This is a genomic window from Ruegeria arenilitoris (assembly GCF_013035425.1).
GTDB lineage: Bacteria > Pseudomonadota > Alphaproteobacteria > Rhodobacterales > Rhodobacteraceae > Ruegeria > Ruegeria arenilitoris_A.
This window is the reverse complement of record NZ_WQHX01000003.1, coordinates 537,484-561,277: the sequence shown is the minus strand read 5'-3', so window position 1 is coordinate 561,277 and position 23,794 is coordinate 537,484. Positions and strand designations below refer to the sequence as shown.

Here is a 23,794-nt window from a genome sequence, read left to right as displayed (position 1 = left end):
GTCAATCCTCGTACCACCAGACCTGAGGCATATATTCCGGTCCATCGCCATAAATTGGAAGCGTATCTGGAAATTTAAGTTCTTTGGCGTGGGCGATCCGACCGACGTCGAAGCTCCAGATCGGTATCACATAACGGCCAGTTGTAAGAACACGATCCAATGCTCGTGTCGCGGCCACGAAGTCTTCGCGATCTTCCGACGCCAACATTTCGTCGATCAGCCCGTCAACGGCCGATGAGGTCACGCCCATCAAATTCCGCGTGCCCGGCGTATTCGCGTTTTCACTCCCCCAATACAAGCGTTGTTCGTTACCCGGCGATAGGGAAAGCGCACGGCGGAATACTGTTATTTCAAAATCATGCTCAGACGTTCGTCCTGCAAATTGCGCGCTGTCGACCAATTCCGTCGTTACTTTGATGCCAAGCCGCTCCAAGGCGCGCGCATAGATTTCCACAGCTGTTTGATTGTCCGTATCACCTTGTTGTAGCAGAACTGAAATCGATAACGGGTCGCCGTTTTGATTGCGCAAAACTCCGTCTTGAATTGTCCAACCTGCTTCTGCCAACAGCTGTGACGCTTTCCTGATATTGGCCCGGTTTCTTGCCGATCCATCGCCTTCAGGCAATGAGTAACCCTCCAACGCGCCCGGCGGCAGGTCGTCGGCATACGGTTCAAGCAGCTCCCTTACGCGACCTGTGGCCGGACCAGGTAGCATGGCAAGATCAGATCCCGAGAAATACGAGGTGATACGGGGCTGTGCGCCTCCAGTGATCGTGTCGTTTATGAATTCAAAGTTGAACGCGAGCATCAATGCCTCACGCACTCGCCAATCGTCAAACGGAGCTTTTCGGGTATTCATCACAAAACCAGTCATGCCTGATGGTTTGCCATGGGGAATTTCGGTTTTTACGATGTCTCCGCGTTGGGCCGCAGGGAAACCATACTGCGTTTCCCATTTGTCAGCGTTGAACTCGCGCACAGCCGACAGCTCTCCGGCTTTGAACGCCTCAAACAACACGGTGCCATCTCCGTAAAACTCGATGCGAATGTCATCAAGGTTCATGGTGCCGCGGCGAAAAGGAATGTCGGCGCCCCAATAATCGGGATTGCGACGCAAGTTGACGTAACGCCCGGCCTCGTAGTCATCGATAACATATGGGCCAGTCCCGATTGGGACGTCATGCAGCTGAGCGTCAGCGAATTCTTTACCGTCCCATTGTTCCTTTTTCAAAATCGGGCGCAGTCCAGCGATCAGGGCCAGTTCCCTGTCCGGTTCATTGAAAGTAATTCGAACACTGCGCGGTCCCGTTTGTTCGATGCTGTCGATCTTGCCCCATAACCCGCGATAGCGTAGATGGCCTTGTGTGCCTAGCGTTTCATATGACCAGATAACATCGTCAATTGTAACAGGGCTGCGGTCCGAAAAACGGGCTTCTTCCCGCAGTGTAAATTCCACCCAAGACCTATCGGGTGCAGTATCAACTGATTCGGCTAACAAACCGTAAAGAGTGAAGGGTTCGTCCCAAGATCGGCCCATCAGCCCCTCGTGCGTCCAAAATCGCAATTGCCAGGGAGAGGTGCCTTTCTGGACAAATGGATTCAAACTGTCATACCCGCCAGTATTGCCGAACACGACCCTACCGCCCTTAGGCGCATCGGGGTTCGCATAGGGTAGAGACACAAAATCCGGTGGTAGGGCAGGGTCTCCATACATAGCTATGCCATGGGCCGAATCTGCGTGCGCGAAAGTCGCGGAAAAAATCGGTGCGATTCCCACGATCATTGATCGGACGCGGCAGAGAATATTGGGGCTCATTTTGGAAACAATCCTGCTCTGGCCTTATTTTGTTTGAGATTCATCGTACCCATGATTTTTCATATTATCAAACTTTTAGCTTGGATGACGGCGCGGAATTGCTTATAAAGGATGCACTGCTCGATAGGTTTCTTGCCTGTATGAAACCTGCCTCAATAACTTAACGCCCGCTTCGTGCGGGCGTTTTTTTTGGCAATAGGGTTGGTGCTGCATGTGGCAAACTGCGGCGACGTTTCCCCGTTTTCTTTGCAGGTGCAGCATGGCACTGTGTTAGTGAATCGACTCTGTGGGAGAGGTGGCATGAGCCTGTCAGGAAAAACTGCAATCATCACCGGTTCGAATTCGGGTATCGGTCTGGGTGTTGCGCGGGAACTGGCCAAAGCCGGAGCGGACGTGATCCTGAATTCTTTTACTGATCGCGATGAAGACCACGCACTGGCTGCCGGCATCGCCCAAGAAACGGGCACCAACGCGCGGTACATAAAGGCAGACATGTCCAAGGGCGAGGAATGCCGTGCACTGATCGAGCAAGCAGGTTCCTGCGACATCTTGATCAACAATGCGGGTATTCAACACGTCGCGCCGATTGACCAATTTCCAGTCGATAAATGGGACGCGATCATAGCGATCAATATGAACTCTGCCTTTCACACGGTGGCAGCTGCTCTACCAATGATGCGAGAAGCGGGTTGGGGGCGCGTCGTCAATATTGCCTCGGCCCATGGTTTAACGGCATCTCCCTACAAGGCGGCCTATGTGGCGGCAAAACATGGCGTAGTCGGCATGACCAAGACAATTGCCTTGGAAACAGCGCAAGAGCCGATTACCTGTAACGCGATCTGCCCCGGTTACGTCCTGACTCCATTGGTCGAGGCTCAGATCCCTGACACAATGAAAGAATACAGCATGAGCCGGGAGGACGTGATTAAGAACATCATGCTAGAGCGGCAACCATCCAAAGAATTTGCAACGGTCGAACAACTTGGCGGCACGGCGGTTTTTCTATGCTCGGATGCAGCTGCACAGATCACGGGTACGACGATCTCGGTTGATGGGGGCTGGACAGCTTTGTGACGATCTAAAGTTGCTTCCTGTGATCACTGTTTTTGGTTCCGACGGCGTATCCACAATCGAGCTTCCAATGGAATTTGGAATTGTTACGGGGGCGCGAAGTTGAAACGAATAAATCTGGCATTGCAGGGCGGCGGAGCACATGGAGCCTTCACATGGGGTGTTTTGGACCGGCTGCTGGATGAAGAAGACATTGAGGTTGCGGCTATCACGGGAACCTCTGCCGGTGCCTTGAACGGTGCTGCCTTTAAATCCGGAATGGTTCATGCCGGGCGCCAAGGCGCACGGGACAATCTGGACGGTTTGTGGAAGCGTATGGGAGCCATTGGCGACATGCGAATTGCCCTTTGGATGCGCGGCTTGGAACCTGCGCATATTGCGCAAGCATTGGAATATTCAGTTCCATTCTCAATGGCCGACACGTGGTCCCGTCTCGTGTCGCCGTACGCCTACGGTCCATTTTACCGCAATCCTTTAGAGCCGGTAGTAGACCGATTCAATTTCGATGAAATATGTGCAGAAGATGGGCCTGGCCTGTTTGTTTGTGCGACCTGTGTCCGGAGCGGCAAGATTAGGGTGTTTACTGGGCAGGAAATCTCGACGGATGCAATATTGGCGTCGGCTTGTCTGCCGAACTTGTTCAAGGCAGTTGAAATTTTTGATCCGAAATCCGGTAGAACTGAGGCATATTGGGATGGCGGGTATACTGGAAATCCGGCTCTTTACCCGCTGTTCAACGGGGACTTGCCAGACGATGTTGTTATCGTGAATATCAATCCGCTAGAGCGGGACGAGGTGCCAAAGACGCCGCAGCAAATTCAAAACCGCATCAACGAAATCAGCTTTAACTCCTCACTGTTCAGAGAATTGCGGGCAATTAGTTTCGTGCAGCGCCTACTACAAGACGGTAAGTTGAAAGCCGGGGAAATGAGCCGTGTTCTCATCCACATGATCGCTGATGATGCCTTGATGAACGACCTTTCGGCGGCAACCAAAATTGTGCCGAACCCAGTTGTGTTGCACCGCCTGAAACACGCGGGTCAGTCCGCTGCCGACGCCTTTTTGCGCAACCACAAATCCGACTTGGGCGAGCGCAGCACTGTCGACCTTCCTGCCATGTTCGGCTGATTATTCAGGCGGTTGCGTGGGGTCCTTGTCGTTGGGATAGACAAGCCCAGCCGAGATTACGAGTTTTGCCGCGTCTTCAATCGACATATCTAGCAGGATAACGTCTTCAGCTGGGAAAAACAGCAAGAAGCCGGACGTTGGATTTGGGGTGGTCGGGACGAAGACGCTTAACAACTCTCCACTGGTTTCTGCGCGTGTACTGACTTCGCCGCGGGCTGTAGTCGAAACAAAGCCGATGGCCCAAATTCCCCGGCGTGGATATTGGATCAGGCAAGCTTTTTCGAATGATCTTTCGGTCTGCGCAAATACGGTTTCCGAGATTTGTTTGATCCCGGAATAAACAGACCGGACGACAGGCATGCGATCCACCACACTTTCGGCAAAGTGTATTAGCGACCGGCCCAAAATGCCCTTGGCGATCCATCCAACAATTATCGTGAAGAAAAGGAAAATAATGACGCCGACGCCGCGCAGATTAATGCCGACATATTCCTCGGGTTGGAAACGCTGCGGGACCAGTGGCAGAACAGCGCTGTCAATCCATCCCACAACAGACCAGATTAGCCAAATCGTCAGCCAAACCGGGGCGATCACGACGATACCCGTCAAAAAAGACGCGCGAAGACCGGCTAACAAACCGGGGCGGCGATGAGGCTCTTCGTCGAATGGTGTGTTCATTATGTTTCTGGCTATGTAGTCCTGAGTGATTTGAGAATTTAGTTAAGCAGTTCCGGGCATCGGTACAATAGGGCAGACTTATGCGTCGTGCGCTGACAAAGCTGTCGCTATTCTGGCGGCAAGCCGCGCGTTGTTGCGGACCAGCGCAATATTTGCGGTCAGTGAACGTCCCTCGGTCTGCTCGAAGATTCGCTGCAACAGATAGGGCGTAACTCCTTTTCCCGTGATCCTGTGAGCGTCAGCATCAGCTTGTGCCGCCGCGATGATTGGGGCCAATTCCTTGGCAGGAATCTGATCAGCATCGGGAATCGGGTTTGCCACCAGTTGCCCACCCGGAATGCCCAAGGCGCGGCGCATGGCATGTGCCTTGGCGATTTCCTCGGTGCTGTCCATACGCAGTGGAGCTGCGAGGGGAGATTTGGCGGACCAGAACGCGGGAAACTCGTCCTGACCGAACGCGATGACCGGCACGCCTAAAGTTTCGAGAACTTCCAGAGTTTTGGCCAAATCAAGGATCGCCTTTGCCCCAGCAGCGACAACCGTAACCGACGTTTGTGCCAGTTCATGCAGATCGGCGGAAATATCAAAGGTCGTTTCCGCCCCTTGATGAACACCACCTATACCTCCGGTGGCAAAAACTTCGATTCCAGCGAAACGGGCAGCAATCATCGTGGCGGCAACAGTCGTCGCACCAGTCCCCCCACCGGACATGCATGCCGCCATGTCCGCACGCGAAATTTTGGCAACTCCCTGAGCGCGACCCAATTCTTGCAACTGTTCGGACTCCAAGCCCACGTGCAACTTGCCATTGAGAACGGCCATCGTGGCAGGCACAGCACCTGCATCGCGGATGTCCTGTTCGACTTGTGCGGCCACCTCGATGTTCTGCGGGTGGGGCATGCCATGAGTAATAATGGTGCTTTCCAGCGCGACAATCGGTTGGCCAGCTTCTTTGGCGGCTCGGACTTCGGAGGAATATTGAATGTCGATCACAGTGGTGTTTCTCCGGAAACGTAAGTTGCGGCGGCTTTCAAGGCTCGGCTTAGCGCCATGGCCTCATCTGCTCCGCCGGATTCGGCGGCAATATGAGCAGCCATGAAAGTGTCGCCCGCGCCGGTAACGCGGGTCACCAAAACAGACGGAGGTGTTTGGGTTAAAACTCCCGATGCTGATGCGACCGTTGCCGAGTTGCCGCCATCGGTAACCAAAACGCGTAGAGCGCCACGATCCAACAGACCTTTGGCCGCGCTTTCTGAATCGGTGAAGTCCCGCTGACACAGTAATCCCGCTTCCTCGAGATTTACATATAGCGTCGCTCGGGCGTGCTTCAGAAAAGGAAGCAAGCGCTCAGCCTTTCCCGGAGAGGCCGGAGCCACGCGTAGATCGGCCCGGGCAAAAGCAGCGCCTTGAGCGATTTCTTCAAGCAAGTCCTGTGTCAGATTACCGTCCAGTGCGATTTGGCCTTCGAATGGAGCGTTCTCATGTCCCAATGGTCCACGGATTACAGGATGCAAAATCTTCCGCCCCGCAGCCTCGAGCGAGTGCGCATCAGCAATCGCAGCAATTAGGCCGTTGGCGCCTTCGACAGCCATGTAACGATCGGTTGGCAGGTCTTGTGAGCGGTAAATGTAATCCGTCACCATGCCGAGACGGGAACAGGCACGGACCAATTCATCGCCCTCGGGATCGCGGCCCACATTCGTCAGAAGCGTAGGGGTCATTCCAAACCGAACAAGCGTCATTGCGATATTCAACGCCACGCCACCGGGTAGGCGGGTGATCCGACCCGGCACGTCCGATCCATGGCGCATGGCGCTGGCTGAACGGCCAATTACGTCCCAGAGAACGGAGCCGATACACAGAATGTTTCTGTTCTGTCTCATGAAGTTGTCATGCCGCAGGCCTGGTTAAGGCGCAAGTCAGAATGGATAATTTCAGGCTTGGTTCAGCCGATTGCTGCGATAAGCGTGTTCAATTCGATCAGCGGATCATCTTTAGACCAAATTTCATCCCCGATACCAAAGAAATCTGTGCAGGGTGCCAGATCGCGCATCAGACTCGGTGTAAGGCCGCCTTCAGCCACAACAGGAACTTCGATCATTTCCGACCACCAATGAAACAAATCGCGTTCTGCACGCGTTCCGTCGCCCAAATTTTCGCCGCCAACCGGACCAAATGCAACATAGTCTGCCCCGGCCTCACCTGCCGTAATGCCATCATGGTTGGATACGCCGCAGAAACTACCGACGATTGCGTCCGGGCCCAGCTCTTTGCGTGCCGCGCGTACGGATCTTGCACCGTCATCCAGATGCACGCCGTCCAAGCCTAATCTTTGCGCCAGCAGTACATGGTTTGAAATCACCAGCGCGACATCGTGGGCGTGCGCAACCTCGCGACAAGCATCCGCCGCCCTTGCGATCGCCTCTTCGTCATTGCCCGCCAGCGCCAAACGTATACAGGCGATTTCAGCCCCGTCCAAAACGCGCGCCAACTGGTCCGGGAAATTGCTTAGCGTTATCGCCGGAGGCGTAATCAGGTAAATCTGCGGCTGCTCGGGGGGTTCCATCGGGGTCCTTTGCTTTTTAGTCTCTGGCGGGGTTTAGCGGATTGCAGCGGCGAAGCAAACTTTTATGGCGATGTGTTTGTGAATTGCACTCTAAACGCCTTGCTCTGTTGCGATGCGCCGACTACAGCAGGCGTGGTTTTAATTAGGTGAGCTATGCCCAGCGACAAATCCCAGCCTTCATTCGTCCTTGTACGCCCGCAGATGGGCGAGAATATCGGTGCCGCTGCGCGCGCGATGTGGAATTTCGGGCTGGACAGGATGCGGGTTGTTGCGCCTCGCGACGGCTGGCCCAACCCAAGGGCAGTGGCAATGTCCAGCGGCGCAGGTCGACTGCTGGACGAAGCTCAGTTGTTCGATGATCTTTCCGGAGCTCTTGGCGACCGCACTTATGTTTTTGCAACGACTGCACGACAACGTGGTCTGACCAAGCCCGTTTTCAGCCCAGAAAAAGCGATGCGGATCGCGGCAGAGAAAGTGGCAGACGGTGAGAAGGTTGCGGTATTGTTTGGTCCTGAACGGGCCGGTCTTGAAAACGAAGATATTGCCAAGGCCAACGCGATCATCTCAGTACCCGTTAATCCGGAATACGCTTCGCTGAACTTGGGGCAATGCGTATTGTTGACTGCTTATGAATGGATGCGTCAGACGGGCAACGTGGTGCATGAGTCGACTGATTTGGGCAAAGGCGACTGGGCAACAGGCATCGAGGTCGAAAAACTGGTTGAACACTACGAGGATCGGCTGGAGGAAGCAGGGTTTTTTTACCCGCCTGAAAAGGCCGAAGGTATGAAGGTCAATCTTCGCAACCTGTGGTCGCGCATGCGGATGACCCGCGCAGACGTTCAGATGCTACACGGGATCATGCGTCAGATGGTCCGGTGGAAGGACAAGGGCTGAGGCTGGACCTCAGGCACCCTTGGCCCTAGCTTGCACAAAAAATTGTGACAGATGAGGACGGCATGAGCGGCAAGCGCAGCATCTTCGAAGAAGTCTCGGAAACCGAAAAACAACAAGCCGTTCAACCTGGCATGATCGACAGGGGACGCGGCGGAGCTAGGCAAGCCATCCGGGTCTGGTTGATGATCCTGTTCGCATTGGTCGTAGTGATGATTGCCGTGGGCGGCCTTACCCGCCTGACTGACAGTGGCTTGTCGATAACCGAGTGGCACCCCATAACCGGAGCGATCCCGCCATTGAACGAAGCCGATTGGCAGGCGGAATTCGAAAAATACAAACAAATCGACCAATGGCGTATTCAAAACCAGTGGATGGAACTGGATGATTTCAAATTCATCTACTGGTGGGAATGGGGCCACCGACAGCTGGGTCGCGTTATCGGCTTGGTTTGGGCAATTGGTTTTTTCGGGTTCCTTTTTGCGCGGAAAATCCCAATAGGTTGGACTGGTAAACTTTTGATTCCAGGAGCTTTGGGTGGTTTTCAGGGTGCGGTCGGATGGTGGATGGTAGCATCTGGTGTGACGCAAGGCGAAGGAATGATCGCCGTCGCAAGCTATCGCCTTGCTGTGCATCTGGGTTTGGCGTTCGTCATTCTCGGCTTCCTGGCATGGTACATCTTTGAACTTGGGAGGGATGAACGTGACTTGATGCAAGCACGTCGATCGAAGGAAACAAAGTTGTTTTCATTGTCCACAGGGTTGATGCACTTCGCTTTCCTTCAGATTCTTGTCGGCGCTTTGGTCGCCGGTATAGATGCCGGGCGAAGCTATACAGACTGGCCCTTGATCGGCGGCCAATTATTGCCACCGGATGCAACCATTCTGGACCCGATGTGGCGAAATTTCTTCGAAAGCCCTGGGTTGGTTCAGTTTGTCCATCGATGCTTGGGATACCTGCTTATTATTTTCGCGTTTGTGGTTTGGCGCAAAGGTAGCGCAAGCGCACATCTCCAGACCCGATTTGCATTTAACGCAGCCTTTGCGGTTCTGTCCCTACAAGTCGTCGTTGGTATTATGACCGTTATCTATGCAGCGCCGTGGCAGATCGCTATCTTTCATCAATTTCTTGCTGTCGTTGTTTGGACGCTAATATTGCGAGCCCGTTTCCTAACAGCTTATCCAATAGCAACTTCGCTTCGTGGAGCATAACCCAATGACAGCTTTTGAAGACCTGATGGCCTATCAGCGTGAAACTTCTGCCTTGAACCAAATTGCAGGTCGATTGGGGTGGGATCAGGAAACGGTTATGCCTCGCGGCGCCGCTCCGCAACGGGCTGAAGAGATGGCGGCGATCGAAGCGGTCTTGCACGCGCGTCGATCTGATCCGCGCGTGGCAGAATGGTTGCACGAGGCCAGAGCGGAAAGCGAAGCAGGTAAGGCTCAACTGCGGGAAATCCAACGGGCATATGACCGTGCCGTAAAGGTGCCCGCAGATTTGGCAACGACGATCGCACGCGTTACATCCTCGGCTCAGGGCACATGGGCGCAAGCTCGGGCGGATGAGAACGTCGGAGCATTTCTGCCAGTTTTGGAGGAAGTAGTATCGTTAAAGCGTGAAGAGGGCGCGGCATTAGCGCAGGGCGGAGATATCTACGACGCGCTTGTCGAAGACTATGAGCCGTATACAACTGGAAGTCAGATTGCGACAATCTTTGATCAGATGAGGCCGCGCCTTGTCGCTTTGCGTTCGGCAGTTTTGGATCGTCCTGAACCGCAATCACTCAGCGGCGGTTTCGATGAACTGGATCAGATGCGTTTGTCACAGAAACTGGCAATTGCGTTCGGTTACGATCTGAACAGGGGGCGAATAGACAAGGCGGTGCATCCATTCAGCTCTGGCAGCGGTTCGGACGTTCGTATCACAACCCGCACCAGTAAAAGTGACCCTTTCAACTGTTTTTACTCGACCATTCATGAGGTTGGCCACGCAGCTTACGAACAGGGTATCGATCCGGCTTTTGCGTTGTCCCCGCTGGGCCGAGGTGTCTCGATGGGCGTTCACGAAAGCCAAAGCCGTATATATGAGAACCAACTAGGGCGGTCGCGGGCCTTCACAGGATGGCTTTACGGGCAAATGGTCGAAGTATTCGGAGATTTCGGAATTGAAGACGCTGACGCGTTTTATGCAACGGTAAACCGCGTACACAACGGATATATCCGAACGGAGGCGGACGAGGTTCAATACAATCTTCACATAATGCTTCGCTTTGACCTTGAGCGGGCCCTGATGGAGGGCGACTTGCAGGTTAGTGACCTTGAAGCCGCTTGGAACGAACGCTTTCTGGCAGATTTTGGTTACGCAGTGGACAAACCTTCAAACGGGTGCCTGCAGGATGTGCATTGGTCGGTTGGCCTGTTCGGCTACTTCCCGACTTATTCATTGGGGAACGTTTACGCCGGGTGCCTATATGAGGCGTTACGCAACGCGGTTCCCGATCTGGATCTGCAACTTGCCCAAGGTGACACATCGGGTGCTACCGACTGGCTGCGCCTGCATGTTCAACGACACGGTGGGCTTTATGCTCCACGTGAAGTCATAACCCGGGCGAGCGGCTTTGAGCCGGGTCCAGAGCCATTAATGAACTATCTCGAACAGAAATTCGGAGAAATTTACGGGCTTTGAATTCGCCAAAAATTTTCGGTTGCATGACATGGTCAGCGCGCGTTGTGCTTAACGAATTCATGTGGGTTTAAGAATTGAATACGCGCGAGATGACTTCTTCGCACAGCGACAAATACGCCTTGCTTGCATTACAGTTGCGCGCAGTCACTGTAACAGGCGCTCGGTAAATTCCCATTCGTTCTACCTCCGACGCAAATGGGATTTGCGTTTTGAGGAATCGCTTTCCGTAGGTTCTTTTCATATCTTCAATCGTGTGTCGGTGCAGTGTTTTCGTCTTTTGCACCATAGAAAAAAAGCAAAGAAGTTTTTTTATTGAAAGATCGTTTTTTTTAAAGAACTTCACCAATTGGTGGAAGGTGCGCTGTGACAGGATCGATGGAATAACCGGTACAAGGATCGCGTCGGCCGTGCGCAATATGTGTTCGGCAAAAAGCGACAAGTTCGGCGGGCAATCCAGCACGACGACTTCATAGTCGAATTGGACGCCCGACAAAGCTCTATCCAAAGGGGATTTTCGCTCGCACATCTGTGACAAAAGGATGTCAAAGCCACGATAGCTCTGGTTCGCCGGTAACACATCAAGATTTTCAAAATCGCTTTCTCGAATGGCTTGATTCAGCCGCTTTGTGTCATCAAAGAACCGTGCATTTGTAAGTGACTTCGACGGCTTGAGGCGAAAATAAAACCCCGAAGCCCCTTGAGGGTCGAGATCACACAGTAACGTCCGGACGCCAGCCAAGGACAACGAATAAGCCAAGTTGACCGCTGTCGCAGTTTTACCTACACCGCCTTTGTTGGAATAACAGGCAATGACCTTCATGTCGGATCGCCTCTCAAACACCCCAAAACGAAACATAAATTAACTTAATGCCAGAGTTTCGGTGCGTATCGCGCGATATGTCAACGTGGTGGTTGTAAAAATCCGGTGTTTCTTAGGTATTCGACAAAGGTTTGCGCCAATTAGGATAAACCAACGCACCAAAATCGAATTTGTTCTGCTTCTGTTGCTTTATTCTTCCGCGTCCTCTTCGCCTTGATCAGCAATCCACGCAACGCTGACGACTTCTTCGCCTTTGCCAGTGTTGAATACCTTGACACCGCCAGCCGAGCGCGAACGGAAGGAAATTCCTTCGACGGGCACTCGGATCGACTGTCCTTTTGACGTCGCCAACATGATTTGATCGTCGATTTCAACAGGGAACGACGCAACAAGCTCGCCGCCGCGCATTGCTTTGTCCATGGCTGCGACACCCACTCCGCCGCGCCCACGGACCGGATAGTCGTGGCTGGAGCTTAACTTGCCCGCGCCGCCAGCTGTGATCGTCAGTATCAAGTTTTCGGCTGCGGACATTTCGGCATAGCGGTCTTGCGGCAATACGCTGTCAGCATTGCCTTCATCTTCATCAGTTTCGGCCTCGTCTGTCACTCCGGCCATCAAACGGCGCATTTTCAAATAGGCGGCTCGCTCGTCCGAGGAGGCTTTGAAATGGCGGATCACCGACATCGACACAACACGGTCGCCGTTAGACAGTTTTATTCCTCGCACACCTGTGGATTTACGCCCTTTGAAGACACGCACCGCAGTAGTCTGGAACCGAATCGCGCGACCCGAATTGGTGACCAGCATCACGTCGTCATCTTCGGAACAGATACGCGCGTTCACCAGTTCGACGCCGTCAGGCAAATCCATAGCAATTTTGCCGTTACGTTTTACATTAGTGAAATCACTTAGCGCGTTCCTTCGCACGTCTCCGGCGCTGGTGGCAAAGACGATTTGCAGGTTATCCCATTCATTATCCGGTACATCCACAGGCATGATGGCGGCGATAGAAACACCCGTGGGGATTGGCAGAATATTTACGATAGCTTTGCCTTTGCCGGTGCGCCCAGATTGCGGCAGGCGCCAGGTCTTGAGCTTGTAGACCATCCCATCGGTGGTGAAGAACAACAGCTGTGTATGGGTATTAGCAACGAAGAGGGTGGTGACCACGTCTTCTTCCTTGGTCTGCATTCCCGATAGACCTTTGCCACCTCGCTTCTGAGCGCGGAAATCTGCGAGAGGGGTACGTTTGATGTATCCGCCCGATGTAACTGTCACGACCATGTCTTCGCGCTCGATCAGATCCTCGTCTTCCATGTCGCCAGACCAATCGACGATTTCGGTGCGTCGGTCGACGGCGAACTGATCGCGCACGTCGCGCAGTTCGTCTGCGATTATTGACATAATTCTTTCGCGCGACGACAAAATATCCAAGTATTCTTTGATCTTGGCAGCCAGTTCTTCCAGTTCGTCAGTAACCTCTTTGACACCCAGTTGCGTAAGGCGCTGAAGACGCAAGTCAAGGATGGCGCGAGCCTGAATTTCAGTCAGGTTATAAGTGCCGTCGTCGTTCATTTTGGACAAAGGATCGTCGATCAGACGTAGATAACCTTCGATGTCCGCAGCAGGCCAACGGCGTGTCATAAGCTTTTCTCGCGCTTCGGCCGCATCGGCGGAAGAGCGGATAGTGGCAACCACTTCGTCCACATTCGAAACGGCAACGGCAAGGCCACACAATATATGGCTCCGTTCACGTGCCTTGCGCAGATCATACGCGGTACGACGGGCGACTACATCCTCGCGGAAATCAATAAACGAAGTCAGGAACCGTCGTAGAGTTAGCTGCTCGGGACGCCCACCGTTCAGCGCCAACATGTTGCAACCAAAAGATGTTTGCATAGGCGAAAAGCGATACAGCTGGTTAAGCACGACCTCGGGGGTCGCGTCGCGTTTCAATTCGACAACTACGCGTACACCGTTGCGGTCGGATTCGTCCTGTACATGGCTTACGCCCTCGATTCGCTTTTCACGAACGGCTTCAGCGATCTTCTCTATCATTGCGGCTTTGTTCACCTGATAGGGAATTTCATCCACGACGATGGCGTAGCGATCTTTACGCAGTTCTTCGACCCGTGTTTTTGAGCGGATGATAACACTACCGCGCCCCTCCAGATACGCCTTACGTGCGCCGGACCGGCCTAGCATCACACCCCCGGTCGGAAAATCAGGCCCGGGGACATATTCGATCAATTGTTCAGACGTAAGATCCGGATTGTCGATAAGAGCCAACGTGGCATCTATCACTTCACCAAGATTGTGCGGTGGTATGTTCGTCGCCATACCCACGGCGATACCACCTGCGCCATTGACCAACATGTTCGGGAAACGCGCAGGAAGGACAGTCGGCTCTTTGTCCTTGCCGTCATAATTGTCCTGAAAATCGACTGTTTCTTTCTCGATATCCGCAAGTAGAGAGGCCGCCGGTTTGTCCATGCGCACTTCGGTATAGCGCATGGCTGCGGGGTTATCGCCATCCATCGAGCCAAAGTTGCCCTGACCATCCAACAGCGGTAGCGACATCGAGAAATCCTGCGCCATTCGCACTAGCGCGTCATAAATCGCGCTGTCGCCATGCGGGTGATATTTACCCATAACGTCGCCGACTGGGCGCGCGGACTTACGATAGGCCTTGTCGTGCGTGTTCCCGGTCTCGTGCATCGCATAAAGAATACGCCTGTGCACGGGCTTCAGTCCGTCACGCAGATCGGGGATCGCGCGGGACACGATAACGGACATCGCGTAATCCAGGTACGATGTACGCATCTCGGATTCGATTGATACCGTGGGACCGTCGTAAACAGGGCGTTCCGGCGGTGTTTCATCCATGTTTTCAGGAATTTCTGGCGTATCGCTCACGTAAACTGCCCGTTCTTTGTGCAGGGTCTATATCTTGTGGATGCACCTTATCAGACCTGGCACATAAGGTGCAAGCAAGCAACAGTTCTGTGTGCAAAAAACCCCGTAACATCAGAGTAACATATTGTTAAGTAAGAATTAGGTGGTCGAAGTGTTACGCTAAAGGGACCTGGCAAAAAAATCGGAGGTCTGCATGCAGCAAAGCGAAACCGAATTGATGCTCAAAGGCTATGGACTGACGACAGCTGAATTTTTCTACCATATGCCTGACTACATTCATGTCTTGAACACGTTTGTTTGGCAGGAATACGATCTGGCACCTGACCACCCAAAACTATTCGATTTCATCGATTTTTGGCAGAGAGAGATCGAAGGGCCGCTGCATTCAGTGCGGTTTACACATCGCAAAATGATTGCGCCAGGCGAATGGCGAAATGTAGTGGGCGAATTCAGGGTCAACTGAACGGTCAACAAATGATATTTAGCCTGTGCTTTGCAAGGCCTGTTACCTTTTCACGGATGTGGGTTATTGTGTCGATCAAACCGATGATCCAGTCAGGAATCGTATCATGTACAGAGTACTGTTTCTTATCTTCGCAGCCTGCATCAGTAGCCCTGCATCCGGACAAGGCCTGCTAGACAAAATCAAAAAAGGCGCCGAAAATTCAGCCGATGCTGTAGGCCGCGGGGCGGAAACAGTCGGAAACACAATCCAAAAAGGTGCCACCGCCGTCGACCAGACAATCGACTCCACCACTGAACTTTTGTCAAACGAGGCGACACCGGAAGAAACGCGCGTCAAGTTGGACGCTATGGCCGACCAAATACTGAACCAGCTGCTTGCTGAAAACCCAGAAGCGAGCTCGTTGTATGAAATTGCTGCGGGGTATGCCGTATTCGACTCTCGCAAGGTTACGGTGTTTCCGGTCTCGGCTGGCTATGGGCGCGGCGTAGCTGTTTCAAAGGTTACTGGACAGCACACGTATATGAACATGGGTTCTGGCGGTGTAGGTGCGGCCGTAGGCATCGGCGGATTCGAATCAAAATTCGTGATCATGTTCGAAACGCCTGCGGACCTCGAGAATTTTATTACTTATGGATATGACGCGACTGCTGAAACGGGTGCGATGTATGGCGATGAGCGCACGGCCGAAACCGTAAGGTTCACTGATGGACGCTCTTTCTTTGTTTTGAATAAGAAAGGGTGGAGGGTTTCAGCGGGTGCCTCCGGAACGAAATTCTGGAAATCTCCAGAATTGAACTGATCAGCCTGAGCAGCTGGCGCCGCCCAATACGCAGAATTTGGCGCAATGCGGGTGGTTCAGGTGCACATCTTCTTCGGCTTCGGCCAGGGTTGTTCCCATCTCGAACTCTGGGGAATAAGGAAGCAGAGTACAGGCCGAAACTGTTGGCTTTTTTGCGCCTTTGCGTTTTATTACCATTCGTGAACTGGCGCACATCACCGCTTCAGGCGATTTCCCTAAAATACTCCAGCACTTGGTGGTGATTTCAGGGACTTCTACAGTTTCGTCAATCTCGGGAAAAAGAACTGTCTTCGACGGATCATTGGCATCGATAGAAAATCCGTATTCAGAGAAAAATTTAGCGTATCCGATTCGACTGTCTTTTTCGGAATCGCCCCATACTGACCGTCCTGCAACCGCCATATTAAAACCGTTGTCGCGCAGCCATTTCATTCCGCTAACCGTTTTGGCAAAACTGCCGCAGCCGCGTTCCTCGTCGTGAAGATCCGGCCTGTAGTGATCGACCGAAATTCGAAGTGTAAGCTTGGGGCCGTATTCACGACGCAGCTCCAGAAGACCGGTGCGCATCTTTTTTCGCATCATGGGTGCCATAGCGTTTGTGAGGATCAGCACCTCGTACCCGCGTTCTAACGCGGCTCGAGCTATTTCTATCATCTCAGGGTTCATAAATGGCTCGCCACCAGTGAATCCGATCTCACGTACAGGCCAGTTTCTGGCTTCGATCTGGTTGAGGTAGTCATTCACTTCGGCAGCGGAGATATAAACCAACGCGTCATTGGTTGGGCTACTGGCAATGTAACAATTAACGCATTCGATGTTGCAAAGCGTTCCGGTGTTGAACCAAAGCGTTTTGGGATTGGTCAACGCAACTGACGCCCTAGTCTGACCATCTGCAGTTACCAATTTGTTGCGAAATTTGCCAATATTGGCAGTCTGAGTGGCAGTGTCTTTCATTATAGATTCCGGTTCGTTGCAACGGTTCGACAGGTCTAATCGTTTGCTGCCTAAGGTGAAAGACAACTGCGCCGGTTCTGACAGAGTTTTGATGAGTGGGAGCATTAAATATGATTGCGCTAACATTGGACATGGCCAAGGGGGTAAGGTAAGGAAAAGTCATGGTTTCTCGCGTCATACCTGTCGACCCGTTCGATCTGATCATATTCGGTGGCACCGGCGACCTGGCGCAGCGCAAGATATTGCCGGCAATGTTTCGTCGTTTTTGTGCGGGGCAATGGCCAACTGACGCCCGTATCATCGCGATTGCGCGACGAAATCTCGATACTGAAACGTTCCGCGATATGGTGGCGGAACAGTTGCGGGGTTTGGTGCCTGCAGACGATGCGTCAGCGCTTAGCAGGTTCTTCGAGTGCCTTGACTACCTTCGACTAGATGCACACCGCGAAGACGGCTGGGATCAGCTCGCTAAAATGGTTCAGAGTGATCGTATTAGGGCATTCTATTTTTCTGTGGGACCAGAACTTTTCGGCCCACTGGCAGAAAGACTTCACAAGAACGGCCTTACCAACGAAACGACAAGGATCGTTGTGGAAAAGCCATTTGGTCACGACTTAGCCAGCGCCAGAAGCCTGAATGCGACGCTGGCGACGCATTTCAAAGAAAGTCAAATTTACCGAATTGACCATTACCTGGGAAAAGAGACTGTTCAGAATCTGATGGCCGTTCGGTTTGGCAATATGCTTTTTGAACCACTATGGAACAGCCAGTATGTCGACCACATTCAGATTACTGTAGCAGAAACCGTCGGAATCGATGGGCGGGAAGAGTACTATGAACACGCAGGGGCAATGCGTGACATGGTCCAGAACCACTTGATGCAATTGTTGTGCCTGATCGCAATGGAGCCACCTGCCAAGTTTGACCCTGACGCAGTTCGGGATGAGAAACTGAAGGTGATCCGCGCGTTGGATTTGGTAGAACCGCATCACATTGTGCGCGGGCAGTTTTTGGCAGGACCACAGGGGCCGGGATACCGAGATGTGGTTGGAAATCCACGCTCAACCACTGAAAGCTATGTTGCTCTGCGCACTCATGTAAGCAACTGGCGGTGGGCCGGGACTCCGTTCTATTTGCGAACAGGCAAAAGACTGGTTGCACGGTCCTCAGTAATCAATGTGATGTTCAAGGATGCACCGCATTCGATTTTTGGCGAAGACGCAGGGCGCCACGCCAACGTATTATCGATCCGGCTGCAGCCAAACGAAGGCATCACACTCAAAGTGACGATCAAGGAACCGGGTCCGGGCGGGATGCGTTTGGTGGATGTCCCTTTGGACATGAGTTTCGCCGAAGCGTTGGGGCCGGAAAATCAAGATCCTCCGGGCGCGTATGAACGGTTGATCATGGACGTTATTAGGGGAAATCAAACACTTTTCATGCGCGGGGACGAGGTTGAGGCGGCGTGGGCTTGGACCGATCCGATAATCGCCGGATGGCAAGCACGTGGTGATGTCCCTAAACCTTATGACAGCGGCAGCACTGGGCCCGGCGACGCCGAGTTGCTGATGAAACGTGATGGTCGCCATTGGCAAGGAATAAAGCCATGAATTTTCAGGAATATCCCGACCGCGACATGCTGGCAATAGATGTTGCCAACGCGCTGGCCGGTGACATCGAGTCTGCGCTTTTGCACAATGAAAAAGTTGCCTTGGCGGTTCCCGGTGGAACCACGCCAGGGCCGATATTTGACGTTTTGTGTGCCGCTGATCTGGAATGGGAACGTGTACGGGTAATGCCCACAGACGAAAGATGTGTGCCAAACGACGATGCACGTTCAAACGAAAGGTTGATCCGTGAAAGGTTGCTGACCAACAGAGCATCGGTCGCGGAGTATGTCCCACTCTATGTATCCGGACGGAACCCCGAAGATGCACTGGCCGAGATTGAAACTCTGATTGCACCGGTTCTTCCGCTTTCGGTTTTGGTGCTTGGAATGGGAGAGGATATGCACACCGCTTCGCTTTTTCCGGGGATGCTGGGCTTGGAAGCTGCACTGGACAGCCACGCGCCCATCCTTTCGATCGCTCGAACCGAGGTGCAGCCGGAGCCGCGCATAACCCTTACGGCACCGGTGTTGGATGGGGCTTTGTCCAAACACCTGGTCATCTTCGGCGCATCCAAGCGCGAAGCGCTGGACCGAGCAATGGGCCTTCCGCCCGAGGAAGCACCAATCGCAGCTGTACTCAGCGGCATGACCGTACATTGGGCGGAGTAGTAAACATGCAATTGGAACCCTTGAAAACTTTGGCAGCAAAACATTCAAACCGACGCATTCTGGATCTGTTTGAAACCAACGGGGATCGCGCTCAGAAATTCTCGGCTTCGACTGGGGAACTGCTGTTTGACTACTCCAAAACCGGAGTTGACGACGAAATCCGGGCTTCGTTGATCCGTCTTTGCGATGAGGCTGAGCTTGCTGAACGCCGTGATGCCATGTTCGCGGGCGAAAAAATCAATGAAACTGAGGGTCGGGCGGTGCTTCACACCGCACTGCGTAACCTTGACGGAGGTCCCGTCAGAGTTGATGGGCAGGATGTGATGCCCGGCGTTCTTGAAACGTTGCAACGCATGCGCGTCTTTGCGGAAGAGGTCCGGGGTGGCACGACAAAAGGTGCAGGGGGCAGCTTTACCGACGTCGTTAATATTGGGATCGGGGGTTCTGATTTAGGTCCTGTGATGGCTACTAACGCGTTATCACCATATCATGACGGACCACAGTTGCATTACGTCTCGAATGTGGATGGCGCCCATATTGCGGATACTTTGCGAGCACTTGATCCAACACGAACACTGGTTATCGTCGCTTCAAAAACTTTTACAACAATTGAAACCATGACCAATGCGCGCACGGCGCGCGCCTGGATGGTTGATGGGGGTGGCGATCCGGCACGTCAATTCGCGGCAGTTTCCAGTGCCTTGGACAAAACAGAGGTTTTTGGGATCCCTTCAAAGCGTGTCTTCGGGTTTGCCGATTGGGTTGGTGGCCGATACTCGGTTTGGGGACCAGTAGGCTTGCCGGTAATGATCGCTGTGGGCTCAAACGCTTTCGACTCATTTTTGCGCGGCGGACAGGCCATGGACCTGCATTTTCAATCGGCGGAGTGGACAGAAAATTTGCCGGTCATGTTGGCTTTGGTTGGCGTCTGGCATCGACAGGTATTGGGCCACACAAGCCGGTCAGTCTTACCGTATGACCAGCGCTTGCTGCGCTTACCCGCCTATTTCCAGCAATTGGAGATGGAGTCGAACGGTAAATCTGTCGCTATGGATGGAAGTACGCTGACTATTCCTTCGGGGCCTGTCGTTTGGGGTGAGCCGGGCACCAATGGGCAACATGCGTTTTATCAACTGATTCATCAGGGTACCGACACGATTCCGTGTGAATTCATGGTCGCGGCTGAAGGGCACGAGCCGGAACTGGCGCATCATCATCGCCTTTTGCTGGCCAATTGCCTTGCGCAATCCGAAGCCTTGATGCGCGGTCGAACATTGGATGAAGCGCGCGCCCAAATGATGGAAAAAGGTTTGCAGGGCGACGAACTGGAAAGGCAGGCGCGTCATCGCGTGTTTTCGGGTAACCGACCTTCCACTACCCTGATCTATCCAAAGCTCACACCATTTGTTCTTGGTCAGATCATTGCACTTTATGAACACCGCGTGTTTGTCGAAGGCGTCTTGCTTGGCATCAACTCTTTTGATCAATGGGGCGTCGAATTGGGCAAGGATCTGGCGACTTCGCTTGGTCCGATTGTGGATGGACAGGTTAGTGCTGATGGCAAAGACAGCTCAACTGCAGCATTGGTTGCTTATGCCTTGCGGCACCGCGATTGAGCAAAAACTGCAAAAGTTGGCAGCGATCAAGTAATTGCGCATTCTCTTATTGTCAGACAATTAATTCCTTGGCAGGTTCAATGCCAAGGAAACGCCTGTTGGTAGCTCGGAAATATTCGTGAACTTCACAGGCATAAGGTGTAGCGCGTTCGAAAGGACAATTGCGCCAACAATGGGAGGACGTCCATGCTGGGACAGATGATGACGCAGCCATTGCTGATTTCGTCACTGATTGATCACGCCGAACGCTATCACGGTGGCACCGATATCTATTCGGTTGAAGGGGGCGGAAATGTCACTCAGACCAGTTGGGCGCGAGTTGCGGAAAACGCCCGACGGTTAGGGTCGGCCTTGACTGCGCTGGGCCTGCAACCACAGGATCGTGTCGGGACGTTAGCGTGGAACAACCGGCGGCATCTTGAGATTTACTTTGGTGTGTCGGGCGCTGGTTTCGTTTGCCACACGGTCAACCCAAGACTGTTTCCCGAACAACTGACATATATTATCAACCACGCACAGGATAAGGTGCTTTTTTTTGACGCAACATTTCTACCTCTTGTAGCTGCGTTACATGAACAACTGAGCGAAGTTCAACATTTCGTTTTGATGGGGCCACGAGATGAAGCGGTCCTTACTCAGGTGCCTGACGTGAAATTCTACGACGAGTTGATCAGTTCTGGGGACCCGGGCTTTGAGTGGCCCACTTTCGATGAGAACACTGCGTCGAGCCTTTGCTATACCTCAGGTACAACTGGCAACCCCAAAGGTGTGCTATATTCACACCGCTCGACCTTGTTACACAGCTTTGCCTCAAACACACGGGATGTTATCGGGTATTCGGCTATGGACACGGTTATGCCGGTCGTCCCAATGTTCCATGTCAATGCATGGGGATCGCCGTATGCATGCGCCATGTCGGGTTCGAGGATGGTTCTGCCGGGTCCCGATTTGCATGGTGAGGCGCTGGTAAACCTAATCGACACCTATGGTGTCACCTTAGCTATGGGCGTACCGACCATCTGGCAGGGGCTTTTGGCGTTTGCGGCCAAATCCGGCTCAAAGCTGACGACTCTTGAACGGACGGTTATCGGTGGTGCAGCTTGTCCGCCATCAATGATCGAAACATTCCGCGAGAGATACGGCGTCGATACGGTTCACGCTTGGGGTATGAGCGAAATGAGCCCGCTCGGTACCACAAACTATCCGATGGCAAAGCACGATGATTTACCTATCGAAGAGCAGCACAAGCTGCGCGAAAATCAGGGACGTCCGCCGTATGGCGTCGAGTTAAAAATCGTTGACGATGACGGCAACGATCTACCGCACGACGGAGCAACACAAGGTGACTTGATGGTCCGAGGTCATTGGGTGTTGAACAGTTACTTCCAAATGCAGGATCAGCAATTGCTGAGCGATGGTTGGTTCGCAACCGGTGACGTCGCCACATTGGATTCTGACGGATACATGACTATCCGGGACCGGTCTAAAGATATCATAAAATCAGGGGGGGAATGGATCAGTTCGGTGGAGTTGGAAAACATCGCCGTCGCACATCCTAAGTTGGCAACTGCGGCGGTCGTCGGCGTACCGCACCCGAAATGGGATGAAAGACCACTTCTAGTTGCCGTAAAGGCAGAAGGTGAAGAGCCCAGCGAGGGCGAGTTATTGGAATTCTTCGACGGCAAGATTGCCAAATGGCAAATACCGGACAAAGTTGTTTTCGTGGATGCGTTGCCCCTGAATGCAACCGGAAAAGTCCTAAAACGCAACTTGCGCGCCGACTTTGAGGATGCCCTGAACGGGTAAAGTTGAAAGATGGCTCCGGCGGTAGGGATCGAACCTACGACCAATTGATTAACAGTCAACTGCTCTACCGCTGAGCTACGCCGGAACGGTCCGCGCCGTATAGCAATCCGGTTTGCTCGCGTCCAGAGGGCGTAGAGAATTTTAAAAGAAAAAGCGGCGCTTTTTTTGGTAAGAGAAACAACGTGGTTTTTTGATACAAGCTTGAAAATTGGCTCCGGCGGTAGGGATCGAACCTACGACCAATTGATTAACAGTCAACTGCTCTACCGCTGAGCTACGCCGGAACTGACGCGCGTATAGCAATCCGGATTCTGGTCGTCCAGAGGGGAAGCGCCTCAAGCGAAAAAAAACTTTAGGTCACGTCAACCTGTTGAAAACAGCGTTGACTGACAGCTCGGGTTCCGGGTTGACGATGGATCTTTCCGTCAAATCGACCAAATGCGCAAAGACATTTCGTTCTGCGGCTGGCAGAAGGGCTGCAGGCGTATCCAAATAGATGCGCTGGGCCAGATCTTTGGCCGTCGCTGTATGATCTTCGAGCGCCGCCAGTATTTGTTTCTCTCGACCCAATCGATGTTCGATCAACCAGTCTAATCGGGCGGCTGGATCAGTGACAGGTGCTCCGTGACCTGGATGAAAAACGGACCAACTTCGTGCTCTCAGCTTATGACATGATGCCATAAAATCCGTTAGATCCCCATCCGGGGGCGAGACGAGTGAACTAGCCCAACCCATCACGTGGTCTGCAGTAAAGCACATATCATCCAGCGCCAAGGAAATATGATTGCCCAGATGGCCGGGCGTGTGGATTACCTCGAGCGCCCATCCGTCGCCTTTAACAATTTCTCCGTCAGTCAACTCTTTGTCCGGGCGAAAGCTTGCATCAATGCCTTCACCCCCGCCAGCAAGCCACTGTTTGGCAAGCTGGGTCATGATAGCGCTACGTCCGGCCTCTGCTCCGCCGAACGCCAGAATCGGGGCGCCGGAGTGCCGAGACAGCGGCGCGGCCAAGGGTGAATGGTCCATGTGGCTGTGCGTCACAATAATGTGGCTAATGTGCTGACCGGGCTTGAGTGCGCCCAGAATCGATTTCAGATGGGCTTCACTTGGCGGGCCCGGGTCTATTACCGCGATGTCTCTTTCGCCAACTAAGTAAGTGTTGGTGCCTCGATAGGTCATCGGAGAGGGATTGGGTGCCAAAATTCGTCTTACGCCATGCGTCAAGGTGACAACCTCGCCAGGTTGGGCGTTGAAATCATCGGGAGCCTGCATTCTGACCTCTTTCTCTTACCCAATCGGCT

The 23,794-nt window shown here is 53.1% G+C and carries 20 protein-coding genes and 2 tRNA genes; 11 read left to right on the top strand and 11 right to left on the bottom strand.

Going from position 1 to position 23,794, the window contains the following annotated elements:
* Window position 1: 1 nt before the first annotated feature.
* Window positions 2-1,816 carry an extracellular solute-binding protein gene (locus GOV45_RS11810; RefSeq protein ID WP_170477722.1) on the bottom strand — a complete coding sequence of 605 codons (1,815 nt, stop codon included), beginning with the start codon at window positions 1,814-1,816 and terminating at the stop codon, window positions 2-4.
* Window positions 1,817-2,116: 300 nt separating this feature from the next.
* On the opposite strand from GOV45_RS11810, the gene GOV45_RS11805 reads away from it, so the two are divergent.
* Complete coding sequence (locus tag GOV45_RS11805) at window positions 2,117-2,890, top strand: 3-hydroxybutyrate dehydrogenase (protein ID WP_170477718.1); 774 nt, start codon at window positions 2,117-2,119, stop codon at window positions 2,888-2,890.
* 99 nt (window positions 2,891-2,989) lie between these two features.
* Window positions 2,990-4,015, top strand: coding sequence for a patatin-like phospholipase family protein (locus GOV45_RS11800; protein WP_170477715.1), 1,026 nt, complete (start codon window positions 2,990-2,992; stop codon window positions 4,013-4,015).
* Here the strand turns inward: GOV45_RS11800 and GOV45_RS11795 are convergent, their stop codons facing one another.
* The 4 genes from GOV45_RS11795 to GOV45_RS11780 form a co-directional block, all read right to left on the bottom strand.
* Window positions 4,016-4,693 (bottom strand): DUF502 domain-containing protein, encoded by a 678-nt coding sequence (locus GOV45_RS11795; protein ID WP_170477710.1) that lies wholly within the window; start codon window positions 4,691-4,693, stop codon window positions 4,016-4,018. It abuts the gene before it with no gap.
* 78 nt (window positions 4,694-4,771) lie between these two features.
* On the bottom strand, window positions 4,772-5,686 hold the full coding sequence (locus tag GOV45_RS11790) for a pseudouridine-5'-phosphate glycosidase (RefSeq protein ID WP_170477707.1): 915 nt from the start codon (window positions 5,684-5,686) through the stop codon (window positions 4,772-4,774).
* Complete coding sequence (locus GOV45_RS11785; protein ID WP_170477704.1) at window positions 5,683-6,576, bottom strand: PfkB family carbohydrate kinase; 894 nt, start codon at window positions 6,574-6,576, stop codon at window positions 5,683-5,685. Before GOV45_RS11785 ends, GOV45_RS11790 begins: the two co-directional genes overlap by 4 nt.
* A gap of 62 nt (window positions 6,577-6,638) precedes the next feature.
* Window positions 6,639-7,259 (bottom strand): thiamine phosphate synthase, encoded by a 621-nt coding sequence (locus tag GOV45_RS11780; protein ID WP_170477701.1) that lies wholly within the window; start codon window positions 7,257-7,259, stop codon window positions 6,639-6,641.
* A 153-nt stretch (window positions 7,260-7,412) separates the two neighbouring features.
* Between GOV45_RS11780 and GOV45_RS11775 the strand changes: the two genes are divergently transcribed.
* The 3 genes from GOV45_RS11775 (at window position 7,413) to GOV45_RS11765 (ending at window position 10,838) form a co-directional block, all read left to right on the top strand.
* Window positions 7,413-8,156 (top strand): RNA methyltransferase, encoded by a 744-nt coding sequence (locus tag GOV45_RS11775; RefSeq protein ID WP_170477698.1) that lies wholly within the window; start codon window positions 7,413-7,415, stop codon window positions 8,154-8,156.
* 62 nt (window positions 8,157-8,218) lie between these two features.
* The gene (ctaA, locus tag GOV45_RS11770; protein WP_170478130.1) at window positions 8,219-9,364 is read left to right on the top strand and encodes a heme A synthase; all 1,146 of its coding nucleotides are present in this window, start codon (window positions 8,219-8,221) and stop codon (window positions 9,362-9,364) included.
* A gap of 4 nt (window positions 9,365-9,368) precedes the next feature.
* Window positions 9,369-10,838, top strand: coding sequence for a carboxypeptidase M32 (locus GOV45_RS11765; RefSeq protein ID WP_170477696.1), 1,470 nt, complete (start codon window positions 9,369-9,371; stop codon window positions 10,836-10,838).
* Between the two features lie 67 nt (window positions 10,839-10,905).
* Here GOV45_RS11765 and GOV45_RS11760 read toward each other — a convergent pair whose 3' ends face one another.
* Together GOV45_RS11760 and gyrA are read right to left on the bottom strand one after the other, a co-directional pair.
* Window positions 10,906-11,658, bottom strand: a complete 753-nt coding sequence (locus GOV45_RS11760; protein WP_170477693.1) for a ParA family protein — start codon at window positions 11,656-11,658, stop codon at window positions 10,906-10,908.
* Window positions 11,659-11,847: 189 nt separating this feature from the next.
* Window positions 11,848-14,544 (bottom strand): DNA gyrase subunit A, encoded by a 2,697-nt coding sequence (gene gyrA / locus GOV45_RS11755; RefSeq protein WP_170478127.1) that lies wholly within the window; start codon window positions 14,542-14,544, stop codon window positions 11,848-11,850.
* 223 nt (window positions 14,545-14,767) lie between these two features.
* Here gyrA and GOV45_RS11750 point away from each other — a divergent pair, with 223 nt between their 5' ends.
* Together GOV45_RS11750 and GOV45_RS11745 are read left to right on the top strand one after the other, a co-directional pair.
* Window positions 14,768-15,037 carry an usg protein gene (locus tag GOV45_RS11750; RefSeq protein WP_170477691.1) on the top strand — a complete coding sequence of 90 codons (270 nt, stop codon included), beginning with the start codon at window positions 14,768-14,770 and terminating at the stop codon, window positions 15,035-15,037.
* Between the two features lie 106 nt (window positions 15,038-15,143).
* Complete coding sequence (locus GOV45_RS11745; RefSeq protein ID WP_170477688.1) at window positions 15,144-15,839, top strand: hypothetical protein; 696 nt, start codon at window positions 15,144-15,146, stop codon at window positions 15,837-15,839.
* Here GOV45_RS11745 and GOV45_RS11740 read toward each other — a convergent pair whose 3' ends face one another.
* Complete coding sequence (locus tag GOV45_RS11740; RefSeq protein WP_170477686.1) at window positions 15,840-16,793, bottom strand: radical SAM protein; 954 nt, start codon at window positions 16,791-16,793, stop codon at window positions 15,840-15,842.
* A gap of 161 nt (window positions 16,794-16,954) precedes the next feature.
* Here GOV45_RS11740 and zwf point away from each other — a divergent pair, with 161 nt between their 5' ends.
* The 4 genes from zwf (at window position 16,955) to GOV45_RS11720 (ending at window position 22,493) form a co-directional block, all read left to right on the top strand.
* Window positions 16,955-18,403: a glucose-6-phosphate dehydrogenase gene (gene zwf / locus GOV45_RS11735; RefSeq protein WP_170477683.1), complete on the top strand. Its 1,449-nt coding sequence runs from the start codon at window positions 16,955-16,957 to the stop codon at window positions 18,401-18,403.
* Window positions 18,400-19,071, top strand: a complete 672-nt coding sequence (gene pgl / locus GOV45_RS11730) for a 6-phosphogluconolactonase (RefSeq protein ID WP_170477680.1) — start codon at window positions 18,400-18,402, stop codon at window positions 19,069-19,071. The genes zwf and pgl overlap by 4 nt, the downstream gene beginning before the upstream one ends.
* A gap of 5 nt (window positions 19,072-19,076) precedes the next feature.
* Window positions 19,077-20,687: a glucose-6-phosphate isomerase gene (gene pgi, locus GOV45_RS11725; protein WP_170477677.1), complete on the top strand. Its 1,611-nt coding sequence runs from the start codon at window positions 19,077-19,079 to the stop codon at window positions 20,685-20,687.
* 186 nt (window positions 20,688-20,873) lie between these two features.
* A complete protein-coding gene (locus tag GOV45_RS11720; protein WP_170477674.1) occupies window positions 20,874-22,493 on the top strand; it encodes a long-chain-fatty-acid--CoA ligase in 1,620 nt (539 codons plus the stop codon).
* A 10-nt stretch (window positions 22,494-22,503) separates the two neighbouring features.
* Here the strand turns inward: GOV45_RS11720 and GOV45_RS11715 are convergent.
* The 3 genes from GOV45_RS11715 to GOV45_RS11705 form a co-directional block, all read right to left on the bottom strand.
* A tRNA-Asn gene (locus GOV45_RS11715) sits at window positions 22,504-22,578 on the bottom strand.
* A 124-nt stretch (window positions 22,579-22,702) separates the two neighbouring features.
* Window positions 22,703-22,777 (bottom strand) — tRNA-Asn (locus GOV45_RS11710).
* A gap of 73 nt (window positions 22,778-22,850) precedes the next feature.
* Complete coding sequence (locus tag GOV45_RS11705) at window positions 22,851-23,765, bottom strand: MBL fold metallo-hydrolase (RefSeq protein WP_170477671.1); 915 nt, start codon at window positions 23,763-23,765, stop codon at window positions 22,851-22,853.
* Between the last annotated feature and the right edge of the window lie 29 nt (window positions 23,766-23,794).